This window comes from Burkholderia ubonensis, from assembly GCF_001718695.1.
GTDB classification, from domain to species: Bacteria; Pseudomonadota; Gammaproteobacteria; order Burkholderiales; family Burkholderiaceae; genus Burkholderia; species Burkholderia ubonensis_B.
Genome location: NZ_CP013420.1, coordinates 1715162 through 1731549, shown reverse-complemented (window position 1 = coordinate 1731549; position 16388 = coordinate 1715162). Strand labels below are relative to the sequence as shown.

Genomic DNA, 16388 nt, shown 5'->3' with positions numbered 1-16388 from the left:
CGGAGAACGCGGGGTTTCGTCATTGATGCGAGCGGGCAGTGCGGTCAGGCCGCCGCGCCGCTCCCCGCGACGCGCGCCTGCCGCTGGTACAGCAGCGCCGACAGCGCGACGCCGGCCGCCGATGCGAGCGATGCGAGCGCGGCGAACAGGAACACCTGCGGATAGCCGAACGCGCCGGCGACGTAGCCCGCAAGCGGCCCGGTGATGCCGAGCGACAGGTCGAGGAACACCGAATACGCGGACAGCGCCGCGCCGCGGCTCGCGGGCGGCACGAGCGCGACCGCCTCGACGCCGAGCGCGGGGAAGATCAGCGCGAAGCCGAAGCCGGTCAGCGCGGCGCCGACCAGCGCGACGTGCGGCACTGGCGCGAGCCACAGCAGCAGCAGCCCGGCGGCTTCGAACGCGAACGACACGATCGCGACGCGGAAGCCGCCGTAGGTCTTGATCGTGTTCGCGAACAGCAGGCGCGCGCCGATGAACAGCGTGCCGAACACGGTCAGCGACAGCGCGGCGTTCGGCCAGTGGCGCGCCGCGTAGTACAGCGTGACGAACGTCGCGATCGAGCCGAAGCCGGCCGAGCCGAGCGCGAGGCCGAGGCCGTGCGGCAGCACGCGGGTGAACACGCTCGCATACGACATCCGTTCGCCGTGCACGACCGGCACCGCGGCGATCAGGCGCGCGAGAGCGTAGCCGAGCGCGGCGAGCGCAATCACGATCACGCCGATCAGCGCCGGGTTCAGCGCATGCGCGATCGCCACGCCGACCGGCGCGCCGAGCGCGAGCGCGCCGTAGGTCGCGATGCCGTTCCACGAGATCACCTTCGCGTTGTGCGCAATGCCGACGCGGCCGATCCCCCACAGGATCGCGCCGGTGCCGCACAGGCTCTCGCCGACGCCCAGCACGAGCCGGCTCGCGACCAGCAGCACGAGGCTCGCGGCGGGCCAGTGCGCGAGCAGCAGCGCGACGAGCAGCAGCACGCCTGACACGCCGCAGCCGATCAGCCCGCGCATGACCGTCTGCTTCGGGCCGAGCGTATCGGCGAAGCGCCCGGCGAGCGGCCGCGACGCGAGCGTCGCGAAATACTGGACGCTGATCGCCGCGCCCGCGACGATCGCCGAGAAGCCGAGTTCATCGTGGACGAAGCCCGGCAGCACCGCGAGCGGCAGGCCGATGGTCAGGTAGCAGATGAACGTGAAGCAGACGACGGAGACGATTTGCAGCGTGACGGCGAACCCGCTGCGCGGCGTTGAGGCGGAATCGGTGGACATGGGGTCGGATTAGATGAACGAAGCGGGACGACGATCGCGACAGATGCAGCCAAACAACGGAATCGGGATTTTCCCATGGAACCGGTTTTTCCGCAGGTACTACTTAGTTAATCGTGACCCGTTTTAGCGCTGCAATGGGCCCGGCGAAAACAGCCAGCGCCACGCGCATGCTGCACAGCTGGCGGCCCGCCGCCCCCATATCGCGGCCGTGATATGGGCCGCATGCGTGATGGGCTATGGGTTGTGAAAATTGACGGTGATAGCGTTCAAACTGTCAGAAGACGACGGCTCGGCGCAGCGGCGCGGGCCGCCTTGCCCAACTTGAAGAACGTTACGAGACATGAGTGAGCCGATCCGTTTCTATCATCGTCACGCGATCCGCGAAGTCGGCGGCGCGGACGTCACCCGCACGGTGCTGCAGTACCTGCGCGAGGACGCGCATTGCACCGGCACCAAGGAAGGCTGCGCGGAAGGCGACTGCGGCGCGTGCACGGTCGTCGTCGGCGAGCTGACCGACGCGGGCACGGTCGCGTTCAAGGCCGTCAACGCGTGCATCCAGTTCCTGCCGACGCTCGACGGCCGTGCGCTCTTGACGGTCGAGGACCTGCGCCGGCCGGACGGCTCGCTGCATCCGGTGCAGCAGGCGATGGTCGATTGTCACGGCTCGCAGTGCGGCTTCTGCACGCCCGGCTTCGTGATGTCGATGTGGGCGCTGTACGAGAAGCACGGCTTCGAGGGCTGCGGCAGCGCGTGCGCGAAGGCGAAGGACGTGCCGACGCGCACCGAGATCGCCGACGCGCTGACCGGCAACCTGTGCCGCTGCACCGGCTACCGGCCGATCGTCGACGCGGCGGTGCAGATGTTCGACGCGAGCGGCGAACGCACGCCGGCGCAGGACTCGCCGGTCGACGCGGCCGCGCTCGCGCGCACGCTCGCGTCGCTGAAGCGCGACGGCACGTTCGACTACGAGATCGACGGCGCGCGCTTCGCCGCGCCGCGCACGCTCGCCGCGCTCGCCGCGCTGAAGGTCGAGCGGCCGGACGCGCGGATTCTCGCGGGCAGCACCGACATCGGCCTGTGGGTCACGAAGCAGATGCGCCGGCTCGACGACCTGATCTACATCGGCCAGGTTGCCGAACTGCGGCGCATCGTGCACGGCGAGGACTGGATCGAGATCGGCGCGGGCGTGACCGTCGAGGACGGCTACGCGGCGCTCGCCGGCACCTATCCGGAGCTGACCGAGATGTGGAAGCGCTTCGCGTCGCTGCCGATCCGCAACGCGGGCACGCTCGGCGGCAACGTCGCGAACGGCTCGCCGATCGGCGACGCGATGCCGGGGCTGATCGCGCTCGGCGCGCGCGTCGTGCTGCGCGGCGGCGACGTCGTCCGCGAGCTGCCGCTCGAGGCGCTCTATACGGGCTACCAGCAGAAGGACATGGCGCCGCACGAATTCGTCGTCGGCGTGAAGGTGCCGACCCGCCGCGGCGCGCGCGCGAACCTGCGGTTCCGCACCTACAAGCTGTCGAAGCGCTTCGATTCGGACATCTCGGCCGTGTGCGCGGCGTTCGCGTTCATCGCGGACGGCGACACGATCCGCGAGCCGCGCATCGCGTTCGGCGGGATGGCCGCGACGCCGAAGCGCGCGGCGCATGCGGAAAGCCTGCTCGACGGCGCGCCGTGGCACGAGGCCACCGCGCAGGCCGCGATGCAGGCGCTCGAACGCGACTACCAGCCGCTCACCGACATGCGCGCGACGAGCGCGTATCGTCTCGACACCGCGAAGAACCTGATGTATCGCTTCTGGCTGGAGACGCGTGCGCACGACCCGCTGCCGCCGCAGGCGCTGAACGTGCGCGAGGTCGCAGCGGTTGCGGCGCGCGCCTGACGAGGGAGGGCACACGATGAACCAGCAAGCCGAAGCATTCCTGAACACCCTCGATCCGCAGGCCGACGCAGCCCAGGTGCACGTGTCGCGTCCGCACGAATCCGCGCATCTGCACGTGAGCGGGCGCGCGACCTACACCGACGACATCCCGCTCGTCGCCGGCACGCTGCACGCGGCGCTCGGCCTCTCGGCGAAAGCGCACGCAAGGATCGCGTCGATGAACTTCGACGCGGTGCGCGCGACGCCCGGCGTCGTCGCCGTGTTCACCGCCGACGACATTCCCGGCGTCAACGACTGCGGCCCGATCATCCACGACGACCCGGTGCTCGCGAAGGGCGTCGTGCAGTTCGTCGGCCAGCCGATGTTCATCGTCGTCGCGACGTCGCACGAAACCGCGCGGCTCGCCGCGCGCCGTGCGAAGGTCGACTACGAAGATCTGCCCGCGATCCTCACCGCGCAGGACGCGCGCCACGCGCAGTCCTACGTGATACCGCCGCTGAAGCTCGCGCGCGGCGACGCGGCCGCCCATCTTGCCGCCGCGCCGCATCGCCATGCGGGCGGGATGAATCTCGGCGGCCAGGAGCAGTTCTACCTCGAAGGGCAGATCGCCTACGCGGTGCCGAAGGACGACGACGGCATGCACGTGTACTGCTCGACGCAGCACCCGAGCGAGATGCAGCACCTCGTCGCGCACGTGCTCGGCGTCGCGTCGCACAACGTGCTGGTCGAATGCCGCCGGATGGGCGGCGGGTTCGGCGGCAAGGAATCGCAGTCGGGCCTGTTCGCGTGCTGCGCGGCGCTCGCCGCGTGGAAGCTGCTGTGCCCGGTGAAGCTGCGTCCGGACCGCGACGACGACATGCTGATCACCGGCAAGCGGCACGACTTCCACTACCACTTCGACGTCGGCTACGACGACGACGGCCGCCTCGACGGCGTGGCGGTCGACATGACGTCGCGCTGCGGCTTTTCGGCCGACCTGTCCGGGCCGGTGATGACGCGCGCCGTGTGCCACTTCGACAACGCGTACTGGCTGCCCGACGTGTCGATCGCCGGCTACTGCGGCAAGACCAACACGCAGTCGAACACCGCGTTCCGCGGCTTCGGCGGCCCGCAGGGCGCGTTCGCGATCGAGTACATCCTCGACGACGTCGCGCGCACGCTCGGCCGCGATCCGCTCGACGTGCGCTACGCGAACCTGTACGGCAAGACCGAGCGCAACGTGACGCCTTACGGGCAGACGATCGAGGACAACGTGCTGCCCGAGCTGCTCGCCGAGCTCGAGGCGACGAGCGGCTATCGTGCACGGCGCGCCGGCGTGCGCGAATTCAACGCGCGCAACCCGGTGCTGAAGAAAGGCATCGCGCTCACGCCGGTGAAGTTCGGCATCGCGTTCAACGTCACGCACTTCAACCAGGCGGGCGCGCTCGTCCACATCTACACCGACGGCTCGGTGCTCGTGAACCACGGCGGCACGGAGATGGGGCAGGGGCTCAACACGAAGGTCGCGCAGGTCGTCGCGCACGAGCTCGGCATCCGCTTCGAGCGGATTCGCGTGACGGCGACCGACACGAGCAAGGTCGCGAACACGTCGGCGACGGCCGCCTCCACCGGCTCGGACCTGAACGGCAAGGCCGCGCAGGATGCCGCGCGGCAGTTGCGCGAGCGGCTCGCGACGTTCGCCGCGAAGCATTACGGCGGCGGCGCGGTCGACGCGGCGGCCGTCAGGTTCGGCAACGATCGCGTATGGATCGGCGAGACCGGCGTGCCGTTCGGCGAGGTGATCGCGAAGGCGTATCTCGCGCGCGTGCAGCTGTGGTCCGACGGGTTCTACGCGACGCCGAAGCTGCACTGGGACCAGGCGAAGCTGCAGGGCCGGCCGTTCTTCTACTACGCGTACGGCGCGGCCGTGTCGGAAGTCGTGATCGACACGCTGACGGGCGAGATGCGCACGCTGCGCGTCGACGCGCTGCACGACGTCGGCGCGTCGCTGAACCCGGCGCTCGACATCGGCCAGGTCGAGGGCGCGTTCATTCAGGGGATGGGCTGGCTCACGACCGAGGAGCTGTGGTGGAACGCGGGCGGCAAGCTGATGACGCACGCGCCGTCGACGTACAAGATCCCGACCGTCAACGACACGCCGCCCGAATTCAACGTGCGCCTGTTCGAGAACCGCAACGTCGAGGACAGCATCCACCGCTCGAAGGCGGTCGGCGAACCGCCGCTGCTGCTGCCGTTCTCGGTGTTCTTCGCGGTGCGCGACGCGGTCGCGGCGGTCGGCGACTATCGCGTGAACCCGCCGCTCGACGCACCGGCGACGGGCGAGTCGATCCTGCGCGCGGTGCAGGCCGTGCGCGCGGCGCGAGGCTGAGATGACGTTCGCCAAGGGCACCGGCCGGCGCAACCGCGCCACGGGCGCGCCCCTGCCGATGCACGTCGTGCTGTTCGGCGCGGGGCACGTCGGCCACGCGCTCGCGACGCTGCTCGGCGCGCTGCCGTGCGTCGTGCAGTGGGTCGACACGCGCGACGAGCTGTTCCCGGACGAATGCCCGCCGAACGTGCAGCCCGAGCCGACCGACACGCCCGAGGCGCTCGTCGACGAAGCGCCGCCGGGCGCGTACTTCCTCGTGATGACGCACAACCATGCGCTCGATTTCGCGCTCGCGGAACGGATCATGCGGCGGCGCGACTTCGCGTACTTCGGGATGATCGGCTCGCGCACGAAGCGGGTGAAGTTCGAGCGCCGGCTCGTCGCGCGCGGCGTCGAGCCGGCGCGGATGCGCGAGATGGTGTGCCCGATCGGCATCGCCGGGATCGTCGACAAGGCGCCCGGCTCGATCGCGGTGGCCGTCTGCGCGGAGTTGCTGCAGGTGCGCTCGAAGGTACCCGCGCGCCGTTCGCCGAACCATCGTGAAAGCGCCGGTAGTGTGGAGTAAACGGCGGCGGCTCCGAACGGCCGAGCATGCGATGCCGTGCTGGCGTCGTGCGAAGACTTTGCCGCCTTGCACGATCGGCCAATCTGTTGGATTTATGCGGGCGCATCCGTTCGGATGGATCACCCGAGGCCGTCACTCCGGAAGCGTCATCGTTGCTTGACCGCGGCTTCGGCCGAAACCGTCCGTGTTGGAGCCGTTATTTCCAAGGCGGCCGTGACGGTCACGTGCTGAGGCATTCGACGAATGCCACCCTGAAAGGCGATCAGTGCTTGCAGCTTCCGCGAAGAGTGCTAGCATTGATATCAACTCGGATGTGGAGGTGAAGCATGGCAACTCTTCTGGTGAGAAATGTGGACGAGGAACTCGTCCAAAGCCTGCGCGAGCGGGCCGCAGCCAACGGGCGCAGTGCGGAGGCCGAGCATCGAGAGATCCTGGCAAAGGCGCTGCGCGCGCCGCAGCGCAAGACGTTCGCGCAGGTGTTGATGAGTATCCCGAACGTCGGAACCGATGCCGATTTTGCGCGCGTGGATGACGGCGAGGCAGCGAATGTTTTTGATTGATACGAACGTCATCAGCGAAGTACGGAAGCGGGAGCGAGCAGATAAAGGTGTGATGGCGTTTTTCCGCAAGGCCGCGCAGGACGATGCCGATCTGTACCTTTCCGTGGTGACGGTTGGCGAACTGCGGCGCGGTGTGGAAATCATCCGTCACCGTGGCGACAAGTCCCAGGCGACGCGCCTTGAAAACTGGCTCGATGGCGTACTTCGGGAGTTTGCGTCGAACATTCTGGGGGTGGACGAAGAGATCGGGCAGTTGTGGGGACGCCTGCGCGTCCCGCATCCCGAGCACTCGCTCGACAAGTTGATCGCGGCAACGGCGTTGATCCACGACCTGATCGTCGTGACGCGGAACGTCGATGATTTCGCCGGAACGGGCGCACGCGTTCTGAACCCATTCGAAAGCTGATACCCAACGCCGGAGAAAGCGGAGCGCTGAGCGGTTGTTGCTTGCGGTAACGACGCCAGCCGCGCACGCATTCGTCTACACTCCGCAGATCGTGCGGCACCGGGCCGCGCGTTTTTCCCTGCACACCGCATGTCCGATCCGCAGATCTATCTCGATGCACTCGCCGCGAGCGTCGTCGCCATCGAGCGCTGGCTGTCCGGCGCCGATTCCGAGCCCGCGGCCGTCGATGCGCTGCTCGCCGATTTCGCCGCCGATTTCACGATGATCCTGACCGACGGCCGCGAGCTCGACCACGACGGCATGCGCGCGCTGTTCGCGAAGCTGGCCGGCGCGAAGCCCGGGCTGCGCATCGGGTTGTCGGAAACGCACGTGCTCGTGTCGGACGACCGCCACGCGGTCATCACCTATCTCGAAGCGCAGCACGCGGCGGCGGGCGAGCTGCCCGCGCGGCGCGCGACCGCGGTGTTCGAACGCGACGCGGCGGGCGCGGTGCGCTGGACCCATCTCCAGGAAACGTTCTGCACGGCCTGAACGCCGGCGCGGCCCCGAACTGGAACGCGAGTGAGCTGATTCAGCGCTTGCGCACGCGCGCCGCGGTCAGCTCGTCCGACATGCTTTGCATCAGCGCGCGCAGCCACGCGATGTCGGTCGGGCGATCGGGCTGCGGATGCGTGAGCAGATAGCTGCGGATGCGCGGAAACGGCACCGGCGGCGCGACGACGACGAGCGGCAGCAGCTGCGCGTAGTGCGTCGCGAAGCGCCGCGTCGTCGTGAAGATCAGGTCCGATTGCAGCAGCACCTGCGGCACGAGCCCGAAGTACGGCAGCGTCGTCACGATCCGCCGCGCGAGGCCCGCGCGCGCGAGGCCGATCTCGATCGCATTGCGCTTGTCGCCGGTGTAGGGCGTCGGCGCGAGATGCGCGGCCCCCGCGTAGGCGTCGCGCGTGAGCGGCGCCTGCGCGAGCGGATGGGAGTCCCGCATCAGGCAGACGACGGCGTCGGAGAACAGGTCGTCGCGCGCGAAGCGCGGGTCCGGCTTCGGCCAGTTGCCGATCACGAGATCGAGCGCGCCGGATTCGAGCGCGCCCGCGTGATCGAGCGTCGGATTCAGCGAATCGATTTCCAGATGCGCGTGCGGCGCCGCGTCGCGAAAGCGCGCGATCAGCGTCGGCATGAAGAAGTCGTTCAGGTAGTCGGGCGCGGCGATGCGGAACGTGCGGCGCGCGCTTTGCTTTCCGGCGCGAACTCGCCGTGCGGCGTCGCGATGAAGTCGACCTCGCGCAGCGCGCGCTGCGCGGCGTCGAGCAGCGACGCGCCGTATTCGGTCGGCACCATCCCGGACTTGCCGCGCACGAGGATCGGGTCGTTCAGCGTCTCGCGCAGCTTGCGCAGCGCGGTGCTGATCGCGGGCTGGGTCTGGTTGAGCCGCAGCGCGGCCTGCGTGACGCTGCGCTCGAGCAGCAGCGTGCGCAGCACGCGCACGAGCCAGATGTCGAGCGAGGCGGTACGGTCGTCGTCTTGCATGGGTGGGGGATGGGGCGGGCGAGGCGTAACCTTACCGCAGGCGCGCGCGCCCGTGCATCGTGACCGGTTGATGCCCGCTATTACGCACGGACACGCGCCTACGCGCGCCCCTTCGGCAGCGCGCTGATGCGCTTCACTTCGCGCGTCTCGAGCCAGGTCGGCGTGCGCGCGCAGTACAGCACCATCGGCAGCGCGTCCTCGCCCCAGAACAGCTGCTTGCTCATCCAGAACGTCGGCACGCCGAACACGCCGAGCGCGATCGCGTCGTCGATGTGGCGGCGCAGCTGCGCGGCGGTTTCCTCGAATTCGATCAGCTGGTCGCCATGCCCGACGCCGACCCGCTCGCACAGCGCCGCGAAGCCGTCCGGCGTCGACGGGTCGTTGCCGTCGCGCCAGACGAAGCGGAACATCTCGCGCACCGTCGCGAGGTCGGCGCGCAGCGCGATCGCGAGGCGCAGCGCCTTGTCGGAGTCGAACGGGTGTGCGGGCGGCATCTTGAAGCGGATGCCGAGCTGCTCCGCGCGAAACAGCGCATGCCGATACGTGAAGACGCGCTTGGCCGGCACGTCCGCGCTCGGGCGCTGGCCCCAGTGGCGCTGCAGGTCGTAGAGCGACACCGCGACCGGCGCGAACGGCACGTCCGGCCAACGTTCATACTGTTCGAGCAGCAGGTAGGAGAACGGCGAGACGAAATCGAAGAACCAGGCGGGCTGGGCGGTGTCGAGGCCGGTTGTCATGACGATCTCCAGAGGATGGGGCCGGGGCCGGCCGTCTCGCGCGCGGCGCCCGGCGGCGGCCTCCATGTTACGCGGCGGCCGGCCGATGCGGCAATGATCGCGGATCGCGCGCTCAGGCGGAACCCGGTGTCGCCCGGGGGGGCGCGCCGTCGCCGCCGGACGCGTGCGGCGCGTCGTGCGGGCGGCCGTGCGGATCGGCTTCGTGCGCGGTCAGCCGCTCGCGCACGAAGCCGATGTGCTCGCGCAGCACGTAGAACTGCCCGGCATACGCGAGCGGCATCTTCATCCGGTTCACCGAATCCTCGATGTCGTCGAGCCGGTCGAGCAGCTCGACGCGCTCGGCGGCCGTGTGCTCGCCGAGCGCGTTGCGCTCGAGCGCGATCAGCGCGCCGTACCAGCGGTAGATCCGCGAGCGCACGCGCCAGCCGTACAGCGCCGGCACGACCCGCACCCCGGGAATCAACACGACGATGAGCGGCACGACGATCACGAGCAGCCGGTCGACGAGGCTCGCGACCCAGAACGGCAGCCGCCGGTACAGGAAGGTCTTGCCCGACTTGTAGTAGCGCGCCGCGTCGTCCGACAGCGGGAAGCTGCGCGTGAGCGCCGACGGGAATTCGCCCGCGTGCTGCAGGATCGTCGCGTGGCCGTGCACCTCGCGCGCGGCCTCGATCAGCAGGTCGGACAGCGCCGGGTGCAGCGCGTCGCGCGCGACCAGCTCGATCGTCGGCGCGACCGTGTGGATGTCGGCGGGCGGCAGGTTCCGGCCGAGATCGTAGACCCCTTCGGGCAGCGTGATCGCGGTCAGGTACGGGAAGCGGCGCGCATAGGCTTCCGCCTGCGTGAACGAGTACACGTGCACGCCCGGCGCGCGGAACAGCTTCGCCATCACCGGGATCTGCGTCGAGTCGCCGGACAGGAACGCCGCGTCGATCTTGCCGGCGAGCAGCGCGTCGGCGGCGTCCTCGCCGGCGATCGGCAGCAGCGCGGTCGTCCCGCCCGGCGCGATGCCGTTCATCTTCAGCAGCGCGAGGCTCAGCTCGCGCGCGCCGCTGCCTTCCGGGCCGAGCGCGAGCCGCTTGCCGTTGAAGTCCGACAGCCGCGCGACGATCGGGCCGCGGTACATGATCGCGAGCGGCACGTAGCCGATGCTGCCGAGCGCGACGAGGTGCTCGTCGCGCGTCTTCGGGCCGATGCCGCTCTGCACGAAGCCGACGTCCACCGTCGCCTTCGGGTTGGACAGCCGCTCGAGGTTCTGCGCGGAGCCTTCGGACGACTCCACGTCGAGCGTCACGCCGTTCTTCGCGAGGATCGCCTTGTACTTCTGCGCGGCGTTCCAGTAGGTGCTGCCGGGCGGCCCGGACGAGATCACCAGCGTGGACGGCGGCGCGGGCTGGATCATCCTGATCGCGAGCCAGACGGCGGCGACCGCGAGCAGCACGGTCGGCCCGACCGACAGCGCGAGGTCGCGCCACGACACCGCGACGAAGCGGGCGAGGATGCGGGGCGGCCGGCGAGGGCGCAGGAGTGGCTTCATGAACGGCGATAGGCGAGTGACGCATGCATGACGGATCGATGACGCGGACGCGTCACGGATCGCATGCATTCGCGGCGATGGTAACCGGATTCGCCGCGCATGCGCGAATTCGGCGAATCCGGCGCTTCCGGCGGGCCCGGCCGGCGCCGGCGCCGCGTCAAAAGCTTTGCGCTTCCGCGGGCGCTGGATTACATTGTGCGACGCAGCCACGCCCGACTTGCGCGACCCGGCACCCGACCAGACCGGGCGCGCCCGGCCGGCGGCTGCCCGGCCCGGCCGGCCCGCCTTCGCGTGCGCCGGCCGCCGGTTACGTCCCGCCTCTCTCGCATCGCCGTGGAAATCACCGGCTGTCCCGCCGCGCTCGCGCGTGCAGGCCGGCCGCCTTTGGGGGTAGTCGGCCGCACTGTGCGCGGCCGTTTTGATTCACTAGGAGATAGCATGAAGTCGATCGTGTCGAGAGCGCTGGGAGCGTTGGGGGTGGCCGCGGTGGCCGCGTGTCTGTCCGGCAGCGTCTACGCGCAGTCGAGCGAGCCGGCGGCGCCCGAAGCGCCCGCCGCCGCGAAGAGCGCATCGAAGGCCGCCGCGAAATCCGCGAAGCAGGCGAACCGCAAGCTCGGCTATGCGGTGCGCAAGGCGATTTCGAAGGAGAACGGCGTCGACGTCGCGAACATCGTCGTGCGTTCGAAGGGCGGGGCGATCACGCTCGAGGGCTCGGTGCCCGACGCCGCACAGATCGAGAAGGCCGAAGCCGCGGCCAAGGGCGTGCCGGGCGTCACGTCCGTCAGCAACAAGCTGAGCGTCCAGCCGCAATGATGCGGGGCGGCGCGTTCGCGCCGCTCGCGCTCGCATCCAGGCGGGCCTCGGAAATCCGGGGCCCGTTTTCGCTTGGAGTCCATCCGACATAACGAGAGAGAGGGCGACAATGACGAAGCTACGGTGGGGCAGGCGGGTCGGGTTCGGAGCGGCGCTGGCCGCCGTCGTGACGCTGTTCGGGGCCTGCAACGGCAACGAGACGCGCGACGGCAACCCGCTGCCCGGTTTCATCGCGGGCAGCGTGCGCACGACGGCCTACGACGGCGCGAGCGACGATCTGCTGACGGCCGGCCTTGGCAAGAGCGGCCTCGCGAGCGCCGTGCCGCCGGCGTTCGCGAACCCGGCCCGGCCGACGGCGGCCGAGCTGCGCCGCCTCGCGATCTGGTCGAACTACCGCGCGATCGTCGACATGAGCGCGAACGGCGGCTACGGCCGCTTCTGGGGGCCGAACGTCGATCTCGACGGCAACGACACGCTCGGCGAAGGCCGGATCGCCGGCACCGAATACATCGCGTACTCCGACGACGGCAGCGGCCGCCGGAACGTCACGCTGCTCGTGCAGGTGCCGACCGGTTTCGACCCGACGCAGCCGTGCATCGTCACCGCGACGTCGTCCGGCTCGCGCGGCGTGTACGGCGCGATCTCGGCCGCCGGCGAGTGGGGCCTGAAGCGCGGCTGCGCGGTCGCATACAACGACAAGGGCGGCGGCAACGGCGCGCACGAGCTCGGCTCGGACACCGTCACGCTGATCGACGGCACGCTCGCGAACGCGGTGCTCGCCGGCAACGCGAGCCTCTTCACCGCGAACGTGTCGAGCGGCGAGCTGGCCGCGTACAACGCGCAGTTCCCGAACCGCTACGCGTTCAAGCACGCGCATTCGCAGCAGAATCCGGAGCAGGACTGGGGGCGCGTGACGCTGCAGGCGGTCGAGTTCGCGTACTGGGCGCTCAACGAGCAGTTCGGACCGCTGATCGACGGCACGCGCCACGGCGTGCGCTACCGCCCCGGCGACATCACGACGATCGCCGCGTCGGTCAGCAACGGCGGCGGCGCGGCGCTCGCGGCGGCCGAGCAGGACACGCGCAACTGGATCACCGCGGTCGTGGTCGGCGAGCCGCAGGTCAACGTGCGGCTGGCGCCGAATGCGGTGGTGCGGCAGGGCGGCGCCCCGGTGCCGTCGTTCGGGCGGCCGCTGGCCGACTACGCGACCTTCGCGAACCTGATGCAGCCGTGCGCGGCGGCGGCGTCCGCGCTGGCCGGCGCGCCGTATCTCACCGCGCTGCCGTCGACCGTCACGCAGTCGATTCGCGCGCAGCGCTGCGCGACGCTGGCCGCGGCCGGGCTCGTCGCGGGCGCCGACCAGCAGAGCCAGGCGGCCGACGCGCTCGCGCAGCTGCACGCGGCCGGCTATCTCGCCGATTCCGACATGCTGCAGGCGCCGATGTGGGATTCGCAGGCGATACCGGCGATCGCGGTGACCTACGCGAACGCGTACACGCGCTCGCGCGTCGTCGACAACCTGTGCAATTTCAGCTTCGCGACGACGAACGCGGCCACCGGCGCGGTGGCGCCGCCCGCCGCGTCGCCGATGCCGAGCGTGTTCGGCGCGGGCAACGGCGTGCCGCCGACCAACGGCATCAACCTCGTGTTCAACACGGGGCCCGCGAGCGGCGTCGACCACCGCCTCGCGACGCCGGACGCGAGCTTCGCGGGCGCGCTGTGCCTGCGCCAGCTGTGGACCAACGGGCAGCTGAACATGCCCGCGAACGTCGACGCGGTGCGCGTGAACGCGAACCTGCAGGGCAAGCCCGCGATCATCGTGCACGGCCGCAGCGATGCGCTCGTGCCGGTCAACCATGCGTCGCGCGCGTATGTCGCGCAGAACAGCATCAGCGAAGGCGGCCGCAGCCAGCTGGCGTTCTACGAGGTGACGAACGGTCAGCACTTCGACGCATTCCTGCCGGTCGCCGGCTTCGATACGCGCTTCGTGCCCGTGCATTACTACGACCTGCAGGCGCTGAACCTGATGTGGCGGCACCTGAAGAACGGCGCGCCGCTGCCGCCGTCGCAGGTGATCCGCACCGTGCCGCGCGGCGGCACGCCGGGCGCGGCGCCGGCGCTCACGACCGCGAACCTGCCGCCGATCTCGGCCGCGCCGGGCGGCAATGCGATCACGGTCGGCGCGGGGGCGCTCGACGTGCCGTTCTGAACCCGCGCCGCCGCCCGCCCGAAGCCGGACGCGCGCGTCCGGCTTTTTTTCGACCATGCGCGGGAATCGCTTCCCGGATTCGATTCCCGGCGAAACGCCGGCGCCGTAACAAATTGTTACTTTACGGCCGAAAACCCGGAATCTATTATGCGCCGGTGTTTTAACTTAATTTAGTAAATTATCCGGGACACCTATTCCTTTCCTTTCGATTGGATAATCCTTTCGATTTTATTAATTCGGCCCGGGCCGCGATTGAACGCAATTTTGCGATTAATCGGCGCTCCGCCGAGAGGGATTGCTCGCCCTTTCGCAGCGAAGTTGCCTTGTCGGGCTGGGCTTTGCGGGGTGCGGCTTTGCCTTCGAGTTGCATGCGGCTCGCGATGACCGGGAATCGCGAGTGATTTTGAATTGCCGTTTTCAATGGAATTGATTCCATTGGGTGCTTGCTGAATATCGGGTGGGGTAAATCATGCCGGTCGATTTGCGTCGAGCCGGTAAAAAACTCGGAGTGCGTCGCATAACGAATGCGCTCCCAGTGCGGAACGCCGGATCAAATCATCCTTTGCGTCCGGCGATATTTATCGTTCTGTTCGAGAGGCAATAATGACGACACTGAAGTCCTTGAAAGACGGTTTCGCGCTATTTGGAACGACGCTGAGCGGCCCGCTCGTCGCGGCCACGGCCGCCGCGCTGCTCGTCACGGGGTGCGGCGGCGACGACGGCGCGAGCCCGTCCGCCGCGGCCGCCGCGGCCACGGCCGCGAATACGCCGGCGTCCGGCGCGGCGACGAACGCCGCGCAGGCCGACCAGCCGTTCGTCGACACCGACGTCTACGGCACCGGCCCCAACGACGCGGTGACCGACGCCACCGAAGGCGCGGCGGTCGTGCACCGGCAGGTGTCGATCGGCGGCAAGGTCGTCAAGTACACGGCCACCGCCGGCCACCTGACGACGATCGATCCGGTCACGTCGCAGCCGAACGCGAAGATGTTCTACGTCGCGTACACGCAGGACAATCCCGACCCGTCGAAGCCGCGCCCGGTCACGTTCTTCTACAACGGCGGCCCGGGCTCGTCGTCGGTCTACCTGCTGCTCGGCTCGTTCGGCCCGAAGCGGCTGCAGTCGTCGTTCCCGAACTTCACGCCGCCCGCGCCGTACAAGCTGCTCGACAACCCGGACAGCCTGCTCGACCGCTCCGACCTCGTGTTCATCAATCCGGTCGGCACCGGCTACTCGGCGGCGATCGCCCCGGCGAAGAACAAGGACTTCTGGGGCGTCGACCAGGACGCGCGCTCGATCGACCGCTTCATCCAGCGCTACCTGACCAAGTACTCGCGCTGGAACTCGCCGAAGTTCCTGTTCGGCGAGTCGTACGGCACCGCGCGCAGCGCGGTCGTGTCGTGGGCGCTGCATGAGGACGGCATCGAGCTGAACGGGATCACGCTGCAGTCGTCGATCCTCGACTACGCGAACGCGCTGTCCGCGGTCGGCACGTTCCCGACGCTCGCCGCCGATGCGTTCTACTGGAAGAAGTCGACGGTCACCCCGACGCCGACCGACCTCGACGCATACATGGTGCAGGCGCGCAATTACGCGGACAACGTGCTCGCGCCGCTCGCGCAGGCGCCGAATCCGCAGGACGGCGGCTTCGTCAACGTGCGGCTGAACCTGAACCTGCAGACCGCGCAGCAGATGGGCTCGTACATCGGCACCGATCCGGTCTCGCTGATCCAGACCTTCGGCAACCCGGCGGCGCTCGGCAACGTGCCGTCGTCGAACGACAACCCGCCGTACACGTTCTTCCTGACGCTCGTGCCGGGCATCCAGATCGGCCAGTACGACGGCCGCGCGAACTACACGGGCAAGGGCATCGCGCCATACATCCTGCCGAACTCGGGCGGCAACGATCCGTCGATCAACAACATCGGCGGCGCGTACACCGTGCTGTGGAACAGCTACCTGAACACCGACCTGAAGTACACGTCGACGTCGTCGTTCGTCGACCTGAACGACCAGGTGTTCAACAACTGGGACTTCAGCCATACGGACCCGACCGGCGCGAACCGGGGCGGCGGCAACACGCTGTACACGGCGGGCGACCTGGCGTCGTCGATGAGCCTGAACCCGGACCTGAAGGTGCTGTCCGCGAACGGCTACTTCGACGCGGTGACGCCGTTCCACCAGACCGAGCTGACGCTCGCGCAGATGCCGCTCGATCCGACGATCAAGGCGCAGAACCTGACGATCAAGAACTATCCGTCGGGCCACATGATCTACCTGAACGACGCGTCGCGGACCGCGCTGAAGGGCGATCTCGGCAACTTCTACGACGGCATCCTCGCGAACCGCGCGGCGTTGCAGCGCGTGCAGAAGCTGCAGATGCGCGCGCAGCAGCTGCGCCAGCAGAAGCTGGAGCAACAGCAGCAGCTCCACTGAGCGCGGGCGGCGCCCGCGCCGCCTGACGGGACGTAAAGGACGCGACGTAAAAAAACGCCGCCCGGTCACGAGCCGGGCAG

The 16388-nt window shown here is 69.1% G+C and carries 12 protein-coding genes and 1 pseudogene; 9 read left to right on the top strand and 4 right to left on the bottom strand.

Annotation, left to right across the window (positions count from 1 at the left end; translation table 11 throughout):
- Positions 1–44: 44 nt before the first annotated feature.
- The gene (locus WJ35_RS07890; protein ID WP_069239009.1) at positions 45–1268 is read right to left on the bottom strand and encodes an MFS transporter; all 1224 of its coding nucleotides are present in this window, start codon (positions 1266–1268) and stop codon (positions 45–47) included.
- A 340-nt stretch (positions 1269–1608) separates the two neighbouring features.
- On the opposite strand from WJ35_RS07890, the gene xdhA reads away from it, so the two are divergent.
- The 6 genes from xdhA (at position 1609) to WJ35_RS07860 (ending at position 7583) form a co-directional block, all read left to right on the top strand.
- Positions 1609–3153, top strand: coding sequence for a xanthine dehydrogenase small subunit (gene xdhA, locus WJ35_RS07885; protein ID WP_069239008.1), 1545 nt, complete (start codon positions 1609–1611; stop codon positions 3151–3153).
- 16 nt (positions 3154–3169) lie between these two features.
- Complete coding sequence (gene xdhB, locus WJ35_RS07880; RefSeq protein ID WP_060234316.1) at positions 3170–5521, top strand: xanthine dehydrogenase molybdopterin binding subunit; 2352 nt, start codon at positions 3170–3172, stop codon at positions 5519–5521.
- A gap of 1 nt (position 5522) precedes the next feature.
- On the top strand, positions 5523–6086 hold the full coding sequence (gene xdhC / locus WJ35_RS07875; RefSeq protein WP_069239007.1) for a xanthine dehydrogenase accessory protein XdhC: 564 nt from the start codon (positions 5523–5525) through the stop codon (positions 6084–6086).
- 326 nt (positions 6087–6412) lie between these two features.
- Positions 6413–6646, top strand: a complete 234-nt coding sequence (locus WJ35_RS07870; RefSeq protein WP_069239006.1) for a FitA-like ribbon-helix-helix domain-containing protein — start codon at positions 6413–6415, stop codon at positions 6644–6646.
- Positions 6633–7052 (top strand): type II toxin-antitoxin system VapC family toxin, encoded by a 420-nt coding sequence (locus tag WJ35_RS07865; RefSeq protein ID WP_069239005.1) that lies wholly within the window; start codon positions 6633–6635, stop codon positions 7050–7052. The genes WJ35_RS07870 and WJ35_RS07865 overlap by 14 nt, the downstream gene beginning before the upstream one ends.
- A 129-nt stretch (positions 7053–7181) precedes the next feature.
- A complete protein-coding gene (locus WJ35_RS07860; RefSeq protein WP_069239004.1) occupies positions 7182–7583 on the top strand; it encodes a nuclear transport factor 2 family protein in 402 nt (133 codons plus the stop codon).
- A gap of 40 nt (positions 7584–7623) precedes the next feature.
- Here WJ35_RS07860 and WJ35_RS07855 read toward each other — a convergent pair.
- The 3 genes and pseudogenes from WJ35_RS07855 to WJ35_RS07845 all read right to left on the bottom strand — a co-directional run bounded on the left by WJ35_RS07855 (position 7624) and on the right by WJ35_RS07845 (position 10850).
- A pseudogene (locus WJ35_RS07855) lies at positions 7624–8576 on the bottom strand (LysR family transcriptional regulator).
- Between the two features lie 98 nt (positions 8577–8674).
- On the bottom strand, positions 8675–9313 hold the full coding sequence (locus WJ35_RS07850) for a DsbA family protein (protein ID WP_060234313.1): 639 nt from the start codon (positions 9311–9313) through the stop codon (positions 8675–8677).
- A gap of 112 nt (positions 9314–9425) precedes the next feature.
- Positions 9426–10850, bottom strand: a complete 1425-nt coding sequence (locus WJ35_RS07845; RefSeq protein ID WP_060234351.1) for a TAXI family TRAP transporter solute-binding subunit — start codon at positions 10848–10850, stop codon at positions 9426–9428.
- Between the two features lie 438 nt (positions 10851–11288).
- Between WJ35_RS07845 and WJ35_RS07840 the strand changes: the two genes are divergently transcribed.
- The 3 genes from WJ35_RS07840 to WJ35_RS07830 all read left to right on the top strand — a co-directional run bounded on the left by WJ35_RS07840 (position 11289) and on the right by WJ35_RS07830 (position 16308).
- Entirely contained in the window at positions 11289–11663 is a 375-nt protein-coding gene (locus tag WJ35_RS07840) for a BON domain-containing protein (protein ID WP_029226428.1), read from the top strand.
- A gap of 109 nt (positions 11664–11772) precedes the next feature.
- The gene (locus tag WJ35_RS07835) at positions 11773–13872 is read left to right on the top strand and encodes a D-(-)-3-hydroxybutyrate oligomer hydrolase (protein WP_060234312.1); all 2100 of its coding nucleotides are present in this window, start codon (positions 11773–11775) and stop codon (positions 13870–13872) included.
- Between the two features lie 603 nt (positions 13873–14475).
- Positions 14476–16308: a S10 family peptidase gene (locus WJ35_RS07830; RefSeq protein WP_060234311.1), complete on the top strand. Its 1833-nt coding sequence runs from the start codon at positions 14476–14478 to the stop codon at positions 16306–16308.
- Positions 16309–16388 lie beyond the last annotated feature (80 nt).

Excerpts from the sequence above, each read along its gene's own strand:
- WJ35_RS07890 (WP_069239009.1), bottom strand. The coding sequence starts at position 1,268 with ATGTCCACCGATTCCGCCTCAACGCCGCGCAGCGGGTTCGCCGTCACG.
- xdhA (WP_069239008.1), top strand. The coding sequence starts at position 1,609 with ATGAGTGAGCCGATCCGTTTCTATCATCGTCACGCGATCCGCGAAGTC.
- xdhB (WP_060234316.1), top strand. The coding sequence starts at position 3,170 with ATGAACCAGCAAGCCGAAGCATTCCTGAACACCCTCGATCCGCAGGCC.
- xdhC (WP_069239007.1), top strand. The coding sequence starts at position 5,523 with ATGACGTTCGCCAAGGGCACCGGCCGGCGCAACCGCGCCACGGGCGCG.
- WJ35_RS07870 (WP_069239006.1), top strand. The coding sequence starts at position 6,413 with ATGGCAACTCTTCTGGTGAGAAATGTGGACGAGGAACTCGTCCAAAGC.
- WJ35_RS07865 (WP_069239005.1), top strand. The coding sequence starts at position 6,633 with ATGTTTTTGATTGATACGAACGTCATCAGCGAAGTACGGAAGCGGGAG.
- WJ35_RS07860 (WP_069239004.1), top strand. The coding sequence starts at position 7,182 with ATGTCCGATCCGCAGATCTATCTCGATGCACTCGCCGCGAGCGTCGTC.
- WJ35_RS07850 (WP_060234313.1), bottom strand. The coding sequence starts at position 9,313 with ATGACAACCGGCCTCGACACCGCCCAGCCCGCCTGGTTCTTCGATTTC.
- WJ35_RS07845 (WP_060234351.1), bottom strand. The coding sequence starts at position 10,850 with ATGAAGCCACTCCTGCGCCCTCGCCGGCCGCCCCGCATCCTCGCCCGC.
- WJ35_RS07840 (WP_029226428.1), top strand. The coding sequence starts at position 11,289 with ATGAAGTCGATCGTGTCGAGAGCGCTGGGAGCGTTGGGGGTGGCCGCG.
- WJ35_RS07835 (WP_060234312.1), top strand. The coding sequence starts at position 11,773 with ATGACGAAGCTACGGTGGGGCAGGCGGGTCGGGTTCGGAGCGGCGCTG.
- WJ35_RS07830 (WP_060234311.1), top strand. The coding sequence starts at position 14,476 with ATGACGACACTGAAGTCCTTGAAAGACGGTTTCGCGCTATTTGGAACG.